Origin of the sequence: Gordonia sp. HS-NH1 (genome assembly GCF_001418765.1) — a bacterium.
Classification (GTDB): Bacteria; Actinomycetota; Actinomycetes; order Mycobacteriales; family Mycobacteriaceae; genus Gordonia.
Window position 1 is genome coordinate 79,067 of record NZ_LIYC01000019.1, and the last position, 9,355, is coordinate 88,421.

10 protein-coding genes and 1 tRNA gene are annotated in these 9,355 nt (G+C 67.8%); 6 read left to right on the top strand and 5 right to left on the bottom strand.

The genetic code is table 11. The features are described from left to right. Nucleotides 1–6 precede the first annotated feature (6 nt). On the bottom strand, nucleotides 7–681 hold the full coding sequence (locus AMD30_RS14515; RefSeq protein WP_055476097.1) for a winged helix-turn-helix transcriptional regulator: 675 nt from the start codon (nucleotides 679–681) through the stop codon (nucleotides 7–9). Nucleotides 682–942: 261 nt separating this feature from the next. Between AMD30_RS14515 and AMD30_RS14520 the strand changes: the two genes are divergently transcribed. Continuing rightward, entirely contained in the window at nucleotides 943–1,758 is an 816-nt protein-coding gene (locus AMD30_RS14520) for a class I SAM-dependent methyltransferase (protein ID WP_055476098.1), read from the top strand. Nucleotides 1,759–2,024: 266 nt separating this feature from the next. On the opposite strand, the gene AMD30_RS14525 is transcribed toward AMD30_RS14520, so the two are convergent. Beyond that, entirely contained in the window at nucleotides 2,025–2,897 is an 873-nt protein-coding gene (locus AMD30_RS14525; RefSeq protein WP_055476099.1) for an exodeoxyribonuclease III, read from the bottom strand. A gap of 69 nt (nucleotides 2,898–2,966) precedes the next feature. Next, nucleotides 2,967–3,054, bottom strand: a tRNA-Ser gene (locus tag AMD30_RS14530). A 78-nt stretch (nucleotides 3,055–3,132) separates the two neighbouring features. On the opposite strand from AMD30_RS14530, the gene AMD30_RS14535 reads away from it, so the two are divergent. Beyond that, on the top strand, nucleotides 3,133–4,104 hold the full coding sequence (locus AMD30_RS14535) for an NAD(P)H-quinone oxidoreductase (protein ID WP_055476107.1): 972 nt from the start codon (nucleotides 3,133–3,135) through the stop codon (nucleotides 4,102–4,104). Between the two features lie 11 nt (nucleotides 4,105–4,115). On the opposite strand, the gene AMD30_RS14540 is transcribed toward AMD30_RS14535, so the two are convergent. Together AMD30_RS14540 and AMD30_RS14545 are read right to left on the bottom strand one after the other, a co-directional pair. Beyond that, nucleotides 4,116–4,538 (bottom strand): MarR family winged helix-turn-helix transcriptional regulator, encoded by a 423-nt coding sequence (locus tag AMD30_RS14540; protein ID WP_055476100.1) that lies wholly within the window; start codon nucleotides 4,536–4,538, stop codon nucleotides 4,116–4,118. Nucleotides 4,539–4,684: 146 nt separating this feature from the next. Continuing rightward, complete coding sequence (locus tag AMD30_RS14545; RefSeq protein WP_044505679.1) at nucleotides 4,685–5,881, bottom strand: cysteine desulfurase-like protein; 1,197 nt, start codon at nucleotides 5,879–5,881, stop codon at nucleotides 4,685–4,687. 60 nt (nucleotides 5,882–5,941) lie between these two features. Here AMD30_RS14545 and AMD30_RS14550 point away from each other — a divergent pair, with 60 nt between their 5' ends. The 4 genes from AMD30_RS14550 (at nucleotide 5,942) to glfT1 (ending at nucleotide 9,311) form a co-directional block, all read left to right on the top strand. After that, entirely contained in the window at nucleotides 5,942–6,505 is a 564-nt protein-coding gene (locus AMD30_RS14550) for a bacterial proteasome activator family protein (protein ID WP_035717639.1), read from the top strand. A 123-nt stretch (nucleotides 6,506–6,628) separates the two neighbouring features. Continuing rightward, nucleotides 6,629–7,492, top strand: a complete 864-nt coding sequence (wzm, locus tag AMD30_RS14555) for a galactan export ABC transporter permease subunit Wzm/RfbD (protein WP_010843223.1) — start codon at nucleotides 6,629–6,631, stop codon at nucleotides 7,490–7,492. A gap of 11 nt (nucleotides 7,493–7,503) precedes the next feature. After that, complete coding sequence (wzt, locus tag AMD30_RS14560; protein WP_010843222.1) at nucleotides 7,504–8,358, top strand: galactan export ABC transporter ATP-binding subunit Wzt/RfbE; 855 nt, start codon at nucleotides 7,504–7,506, stop codon at nucleotides 8,356–8,358. Next, nucleotides 8,355–9,311 carry a galactofuranosyltransferase GlfT1 gene (gene glfT1, locus AMD30_RS14565; RefSeq protein WP_055476101.1) on the top strand — a complete coding sequence of 319 codons (957 nt, stop codon included), beginning with the start codon at nucleotides 8,355–8,357 and terminating at the stop codon, nucleotides 9,309–9,311. Before wzt ends, glfT1 begins: the two co-directional genes overlap by 4 nt. The last annotated feature ends 44 nt before the right edge of the window (nucleotides 9,312–9,355 follow it).

Genomic DNA, 9,355 nt, shown 5'->3' on the forward strand with positions numbered 1-9,355 from the left:
GCGCTCTCACGCCGGCCGCGGAACCGCCGACGAGATGCTCTGCCCGATCCACGACGGCACGTCGCGGGCCACATCCGCCGGGCCGTGGATCTCGACCCGGTCGGCGGCAAGCGCGAGCCGCCAGTCGATGTCACCGCGCCAGATCTCGGTGAGAGTGCGCAGATCGGTCGCCACGGTGGCATCGAGTTCATAACCGGGGTCGAAGTCGCACACCTGCGCCTCACCACCGGCGACGACCAGCCACCAGGTACCCGCCTTGCCGATGACATCACGAAAGACGAACTGCACCATGGTGCGTCGGCGCGGCCACCGATCGATCGGGACGGTGCGGTGCATGTCCCACATGAGTAGATGCGGGTCGAGGTCGGCATCGCCGAGTTCACCGATCCAGCGGACACCCCACACGCTCAACGCCTCCACGACGGTCGTGAGCTCCTCCCCCATCGGCGTCAGTGTGTACACCGAACGACCGTCGACTTCACTGCGGTTGATCACCCCGGCGCGTTCCAGCGTGCGCAACCTCTTGGTGAGCAGCGCCGGTGACATCTTCGGCACACCGCGCCGCAACTCGTTGAAATGTCTACTGCCCAAGAGGAGTTCGCGGACGATGAGGATCGTCCACCGCTCGTCGAGCAACTCCATCGCCTTGGCCACCGGGCAGAACTGTCCATACGATGTCATCGCAGCCTCCCCACTGCTGGTCGAGCCGGCCCCGAGCGAAGCGAGGCGCCGTCTCAATGCTGGTTGAGCCGGCCCCGAGCGAAGCGAGGCGCGGTGTCGAAACCTCCTCGATCCAGTACACACCCGACGTCGGCCGATGACCAGTACAGAAAGTGAACTGCCGCCGGTACAGATCTTGGTCTGGAGGGCGAACCGGACTTCGTCGGATGCTCGTTGTGTCCGATCGCGGACATCCACCCGACGACTCGAGGGATTCTCATCATGACCACGACGCAACCCGCCCCGTTCGACGCCGAGATCAAGGCCCGCCACCGCAAACTGTGGGCCTCCGGCGACTATCCGGCCGTCGCCGACCTGATCGCCCCGCTGGGGCGTCGCCTCGTCGACGCTCTGCACATCACTGCCGGGGACAAGGTCCTCGACGTCGCCGCCGGCGCGGGGAATGTGGCCGTACCCGCGGCCGAAGCCGGCGGGCACGTCGTCGCCAGCGACCTCACACCCGAACTCCTGGCCGTGGGCGAAGCCCGACACCGCGATCTGCCGATCACGTGGCGTACCGCCGACGCCGAAGATCTCCCGTTCGACGACAACGACTTCGACATCGCGACGTCCTGTGTGGGCGTCATGTTCGCCCCGAATCACCAGAGGTGTGCCGACGAGCTCGTCCGCGTCGTGCGCCCCGGCGGACGGATCGGCCTGATCAACTGGACGCCAACGGGATTCATCGGCGAACTGTTCGCGGTCATGAAGCCCTACGCCCCGCCACCACCGCCCGGTGCGCAGCCGGGCCCGCTCTGGGGCGACGCCGACCACGTGCGGTCGCTGTTCGGTTCCGGTGTCACCGGACACGAGTTCGTCACCGAGACCGTCGAGATCAGCGAGTTCGACGACGGCGCGGCGTTCCGCGAGTTCTTCAAGGCCCACTACGGACCGACCATCATGGCGTACCGCAACATCGGCGACGATCCCGCGCGCGCCGGCGAACTCGACGCCGCGATCGCCACCCACGCCGACCGCTATCTCACCGACGGACGGATGGAGTGGGAGTACCTCCGAGCGGTGCTGACGGTCACGTAAGGCGCCCCCCCACCGCTGGTTGAGCCAGCGCCGCACCCACTGCTGGTTGAGCCGGCACCGAGCGCAGCCGCCGGGCCGAGCAAGCGACGAAGGAGCGCGTCGAGGTCGAGGCGCCGAGTCGAAGCCACTCGCCGAGCCACCCCACCGCTGGTTGAGCCAGCGCCGCACCCACTGCTGGTTGAGCCGGCACCGAGCGCTAGCGAGGCGCCGAGTCGAAGCCACTAGCCCCAACCGCCCGGCGTGTTATCCGCCGGGAGCGCCCGGACTCAGAGCTCGGCGTACTCGACAACCAGCGGGGCGTGATCGGACAGCCGAAGGTTTGGCGACGCCTCCTTGTCGACGGCCACCGCCCGCGCCCGCCGGGCAAGTGCGGGCGTGGCGAGTTGGTGGTCGATGCGCCACCCGACGTCCTTGACGAACGACTCCCCCGCCCAGCTCCACCAGGTGAGCGGCCCGGGGCGGTCGCCGTGCAGCGCGCGGACGACGTCCACCAGCCGGCGTGGACCGGTGATCTCGCCGAACCAGGCGCGTTCCTCGGGCAGGAAGCCCTCCATCTTGCGGGCCGCGCGCCAGTTGGTGACGTCGTGCTCGAGGTGCGCAACATTGAGGTCACCGAGGAGGAGGAACTCCCGGCCGGCACGGCGAGCGGCGAGCCGGTTGCGCGCCAGCTCACGGGTGGACCCGGCCAGGAACCGTTGCTTGCGTGCGTGTTTGGCGCCCCCGTCGGGTGCTTCACGCAGCGAACCGGGGCGCTGCAACTCGGCCGGGAGCCCGCCCTTGGGCAGATAGATGTTGGCGACGGTCAGCGGACGATCGGCCAGGTCGACCTCGATGTAGCGGCCTTCGTGAGCGAAGGCGGGCAGTCCGCGGGCCTTCGGCGGATGGGTCGGCCAGGTGCGCACCGCGGCCGGCTCGCGTCGGGTGAGCACTGCGACGCCGTTTCGTCCCGCGATGGTGCCGACGTCGATCGAGGCGTGATAACCGTCGAAGTCGCCGACGTCGTCGATGCCACACCGGAGTTCCTGCAGTCCGACCACGTCGGGCTGCCGTCCGGCAAGCCAGGCGTCGAAGCCCCGACGACGCGCAGCCCGGATCCCGTTGACGTTGAACGACGCAACGGTGAAACCACCGGTGCCCATGTCCCCTGCCTTCCGTGGTCTCGGCGGTTCACGAAAAAGCCCCCACCCGGCGTGACAGGTGGGGGTCTCTGGCGGAAGCGGAGGGATTTGAACCCCCGGTGGTTTTACCCACGCTCGCTTTCAAGGCGAGTGCATTCGGCCGCTCTGCCACGCTTCCCTGACGAGCAAGGTTACACACCGGGCGTCGAACCGGACCTCACCTGGCACTCGCGTGCGCTGTGACACCATCGAAGAGGTGAAAGCCATCGTCGTCGAATCCGAGAACCTGTCCCTCTCCGATGTGCCCGACCCGACTCCCGCAAGCGGCGAGGTCGTGATCGATGTGGTCGCGGCCGGCGTGAACCGCGCCGACATCCTGCAGCGAGCGGGCAACTATCCCCCACCGCCCGGGGCGTCGGACACCCTCGGCCTGGAGGTCTCGGGACGGATCTCGGCGCTCGGCGACGGGGTGAGCGGCTGGTCGGAGGGCGACGAGGTGTGCGCGCTGCTCGCGGGCGGCGGTTACGCGGAGAAGGTGGCGGTTCCGGCCGAGCAGCTGCTGGCGGTGCCCAAGGGCGTCGACCTGGTGTCGGCCGCGGCACTGCCGGAGGTGGCCTGCACCGTGTCGTCGAACATCTTCGACACCGCCCACCTGACCACCGGCGAACTCCTGCTCATCCATGGCGGCTCCAGCGGCATCGGCACCCACGCCACCCAGATCGCCCATGCGATGGGCGCACGGGTCGCGGTGACCGCCCGCACCCAGGACAAGCTCGAGCGCTGCCGCGAGTTCGGCGCCGACATCCTCATCGATTACTCGAGCCAGGACTTCGCCGAGGTTCTCAAAGACGCCGGAGGAGCCGACGTCATCCTCGACATCATCGGCGCCAAGTACTTGAAGTCGAATCTGAAGGCGCTCCGCACCGACGGGCGCCTGGTGATCATCGGCATGCAGGGCGGCACGACGACCGAGATCAACCTCGGGCATCTGCTGGCCAAGCGCCTGTCCGTGATGGGCACGACGCTGCGCGCCCGGCCCGTGCACGGCCCCGGCGGCAAGGCCGAGGTCGTGGCGTCGACGCTGACCCGGACCTGGCCGCTGATCGAAGCCGGGACCGTCGTCCCCGTCGTCGACCGCGTGTTCCCACTCGCCGACGCCGCCGCCGCGCACGACCATCTCAACAGCGGTGACATGATCGGAAAGGTTCTGCTCAGCGTCGGGGACTGATCGGGTGCGCCTCAGTCGGACGCGGGTGGTTCCGCGACGCGGACGGCCTCCCCGATCTTGCCGAACGCGACACCGAGCGCCGTGAACTCCTCCGGCGTCAGCGCGTCGACGACGAAGCGCCGGATCACCTGGTCGCGGACGCTCACGTGGTCGGCGAGTGCGCGCCGGCCCTGATCGGTCAGCCGTACCAGTCGATGCCGACCGTCGGCCTTCGACTCGAAACGGTCGATGTGTCCGTCGTCGCTGAGGCGGCCGATCATGCGGGACACCGTGCTGATGCGCATGTGCACGGCGTCGGCGACCTCGCTGACGCCCAACTGCCGGTTGGTCCATACGGCCTCGAGGACGCGTAGGTCGGATACCGAGAGTCCCCGTTTCGCGAACTCGTCGTTGACGCGGGCGAATAGGGCCCAACCGCCGTTGACGAGATTCATCCAGGTCTCGGCCTCCGCAGTGGTGAGTGACCGGGGCGGGCCCTTTTCTGGACCATCAATCGTTTTTGCCGACACAGCATGACAACATACATTGTCGTTAACTCAAACAACACCATAGTGAATATCGCCACGGTGGCGGTGAACTCTCAGGCCAGTGATCCCAGCGTGCGCACCAGGTGATCCACCTCATACGGCGTCGAGTACGGGGCGAGCCCCACTGTCACGGCACCGCCGAAGTCGGGTGCGCCCATGCGTACCAGCGCGCGGTTGGGGAGGTCGGCGAGGGCGCAGACACCGTTGTCGGCCAGGCGTCGGACCACTTTGTCGGCACCCACCGACTCGACGGTGAAGCTCGCCAGCGGAATCCGATTCTCCTCGCTGCCGACCAGGTTCACATGGTTGAGCTGGGACAGCGTCGTCACCAGGTAGTAGGTGAGACGCTGGAGGTATTCGTAGACGCCGTCCATCGACGTGACGAGGCGGCGGCGGCGCTTGCCGATCCCGGCCTCGTCCAGCCCGGCGAGATGTTCCACCGATGCGACGAGCCCCGCGAGCATCGCGCCCTGGTGGGGTTCGGGTTCGAGCCGGGCGGGTCCGCGCGCGGCCGGGTCCATCGCCATCAGCTTCAACCGCTCGATCAGGTGCGGTTCACGAAAAGCCATGGCCGCCATCCGCGGACCACCCCAGCGCTCGGCCGAGACGACCAGCACGTCGGCACCCAGGTCGTGGATGTCCAGGCTGAGATAGGGCGCCGCGTTCGTGGCGTCGACCACCAGCAGGGCTCCCGCTTCGCGGACCAGGGGCGCGATCTCGCTGATGTCGGTGATCGCGCCCGTCGTCGACGACGCGAGGGTCACCGCGACGACCTCGGTGTCGGGCGTGACGAGATCCCCGAACTGCCACGCCGGGAGCCCTCCGGTCTCGACGTCGACCTCGGCCCAGCGGACGCGGCCGCCATAACGATCCGCGGCGCGGAGCCACGGCACGATGTTCGGTTCGTCGTCCTGTCGTGTGACGACGACGTCGCCCCGCAACCACGCGTGCGGCGCCAGCGCCTCCGCGAGGCCGGACAGCAGCGCGTATCGCGACGGCCCCAGGACCACTCCCGCGGCGTCACCGCCGACGAGGTCGGCGATCGCCCGACGTGCACCGTCGACCACCTCGGCACTCGCCCGAGCCGACGGATAGACGCCGCCCGGGGCAGCGGACAGAGAACGAAAACTGGTGGTCACCGCGGTCGCGACCGAGTCGGGAATCTGCATCCCGGCCTGCGGGTCGAGGTGGATCCACCCGTCGCCGAGCGATGGAATCAATCCACGCACATAGGCGACGTCGAAAGGCATGGCCACGAGGATAGACGTCGGCCATCGGCGGTTTTGCGGTGTCCGGGCACAATGGAGCGCATGGCTATCGAAGGCACTCCAGGACCTGGCCCGACCTCAGGACCATTCGGCTCGGCCGGGGACTCCGACAACGTGATCGTCGTCGGGGCCGGCTCCCACCCGCAGGGCGGTGACGACGACGCGTCGGAATCGACCAGCCTCGCCGACATGGTCGAGCAGCCGGCAAAGGTCATGCGCATCGGCACGATGATCAAGCAGCTGCTCGAGGAGGTGCGCGCCGCTCCGCTCGACGACGCGTCACGCAACCGGCTCCGGGAGATCCACGAATCGTCGATCCGGGAGCTCGAAGAAGGTCTCGCCCCGGAACTACGCGAAGAACTCGAACGGTTGGCACTGCCCTTCTCCGACGACGCGACCCCGTCGGACGCGGAACTGAGGATCGCCCAGGCGCAGCTCGTCGGCTGGCTGGAGGGCCTGTTCCACGGCATCCAGACCGCGCTGTTCGCCCAGCAGATGGCCGCGCGCGCTCAGCTCGAGCAGATGCGCCAGGGTGCGCTCCCGCCCGGGATGCCGGCCGCGGGCGGCGGACCGGGCCACTCCCCGGGACCCGGGCAGTACCTCTGAGATCGGCGGGCGGGGGCGGTGGCTTCGACACGGCTCCTCGCTTCGCTCGTCACCTGCCAGCAGCGGGGCACCTGCTCAACCAGCGGGGAGCAACGGATGTGCGGACGGGTACGCTGACTCCTCGTGTCAGCGGTAGTAGACGACGACGCGATCCCCGCGCGTCCACAGGGTTCCGATTCGCGCAGCTTCGCGCGCGCGGTCAAGGACCTCCGCGACGGGTTCGCAAGCCGTGAGCTGTGGTTCCATCTCGGCTGGCAGGACATCAAGCAGCGTTACCGCCGTTCGGTGCTGGGACCGCTGTGGATCGTCATCGCGACCGGTGTGACCGCCATCGCGATGGGCCTGCTGTACGGCGAACTGTTCGGCATGGACATCACCGTGTTCCTGCCGTACGTGGCACTCGGTTTCATCTTCTGGAACTTCATCCAGAGTTCGATCCTCGAGGGCTCGGAGGTCTTCTCGAAGAACGAGGGCCTGATCAAACAGCTCCCTGCCCCGGTGAGCGTGCACGTCTACCGGGTGGTGTGGCGAGCGCTGATCATCTTCGCGCACAACGTCGTCATCATCGTCATCCTGTTCCTGATCTTCCCGCCGCCGCTCAACTGGACGGTGTCGCTGATCATCCCGGCCCTCGCGCTGTACGTGCTCAACTCGGTCTGGGTGACGATCGTCTTCGGGATCCTGTCGACCCGTTTCCGCGACATCGGCCAGCTCCTCACCACCGCGGTGCAGCTGGTGTTCTTCATGACACCGATCATCTGGACGACGCAGAGCCTCGGCAACGCGACCGGCGAGGCGTCGTCGAGGCTGAAGCTCGTCGAGCTGAATCCGATGTTCCACTATCTCGAGATCGCGCGCGGGCCGCTGCTGGGCGAGCCGGTGGAGTTCTACCACTGGGCCGTCGTCTTGGGCTGCACCGCCGTGGGCTGGGTGCTGGCCATGCTGGTGTTGCGCAACTACCGGGCCCGCGTGGCCTACTGGGTGTAGGGACGGATTCGATGGCCAGAAACAACGATCTCGGCGACGAGCGGGTCCGTGTGGACACGTGGGACGCGTGCGTGGACTTCCCTATCTTCGACGCCAAGACGCGTTCGCTCAAGAAGTCGGTGATCGGCGCGGCGGGCGGCGTGATCGGCTCCACGGAGTCGAACGTCGTGGTCGTCGAGGCCCTCAAGGACATCAACCTGCACCTCAAACACGGCGACCGTGTCGGCCTGGTCGGCCACAATGGCGCCGGCAAGTCGACGCTGCTGCGCCTGCTGTCGGGCATCTACGAGCCCACCCGCGGCGCCTGTCGTGTGCACGGCCGCGTCGCGCCGGTCTTCGACCTCGGCATCGGCATGGATCCGGAGATCTCCGGCTACGAGAACATCATCATCCGCGGCATGTTCCTGGGCATGACCCGCAAGGAGATGCTCAAGAAGATCGACGACATCGCGGAGTTCACGGAGCTCGGCGACTATCTGCAGATGCCGTTGCGCACCTATTCCACCGGCATGCGCGTGCGCATCGCACTCGGTGTGGTGACCTCCATCGATCCGGAAATCCTCATCCTCGACGAGGGTATCGGCGCCGTCGACGCCGACTTCATGCGCAAGGCACGCGGCCGTCTCCAGGCACTCGTCGAACGGTCCGGAATCCTGGTCTTCGCCAGCCATTCCAACGAGTTCCTGGCTCAGCTGTGCGACCGTGCCCTGTGGATCGACCACGGCCAGATCCGCATGGAAGGCGGGATCGAAGAGGTCGTCGGCGCATACGAGGGTCCCGATGCCGCCGCGCACGTCCGCAGGGTGATCGCCGACCTCGAGAAGTCCGATCGTCGAGACACGAACACCGCTGGACCGGCCGAGTGAGCGACGGCATCGGTGCTCCCACGGTGATCGCGGTGGTGGTCACCCACCGTCGCGTCGAGCTGCTGGCCGAGTCGCTGGCCGTCGTCGCCGGCCAGGACCGGCCCGTCGATCACCTGGTCGTCGTCGACAACGCGAACGAACCCGAGGTCGCCGCACTCGTTGCCGCACAACCTGTTCCGACGACCTACCTCGGCTCACAGCGCAACCTCGGCGGCGCCGGCGGTTTCGCCCTGGGCATGCTGCACGCACTCGCCCTCGGTGCCGACTGGGTCTGGTGCGCCGACGACGACGGACGCCCCGACGGTCCGACGGTGCTCTCGACGCTGCTCGACTGCGCCGAACGGCATCAGCTCGACGAGGTGTCTCCGGTCGTCGCCAATCTTGACGATCCGGACACCCTCGCCTTCCCGCTACGACGTGGACTCGTGTGGAGGCGGAAGCGGTCGGAGCTGTTTTCCGACGCCGGGAGCGAAGCGAGCGGGTCACATGTCACCGACGGCGAGACCCAAGACGATGACTTGCTGCCGGGTATCGCCTCACTGTTCAACGGTGCGCTGTTCTCGGCGCATTGCCTTGAACAGGTGGGGGTTCCGGACCTGCGACTGTTCTTCCGCGGCGACGAGGTCGAGGTGCACCGCCGCCTGGTGCGCTCGGGCGTCAAGTTCGGTACGTGCCTGCGCGCCGGCTACCTCCACCCGGACGGATCGGCGGAGTTCCGGCCGATCCTGGGCGGGCGCATGCACACGCAGTACCCCGACAACGCGACCAAACGCTTCTTCACCTACCGCAACCGCGGCTACCTGATGAGTCAGCCCGGACTCCGTAGGCTGCTGCCCCAGGAGTACGCCCGGTTCGGCTGGTTCTTCCTTGTGCAGCAACGTGATCCGAAGGGCTTCGCCGAGTGGGTACGCCTCCGCGGCCTCGGACGCCGGGAGCGGTTCACCCGCCCCTGAGCAGACCTCCCCTGCCCCCCTGAGAGGTGCGATGCGAGCAGACC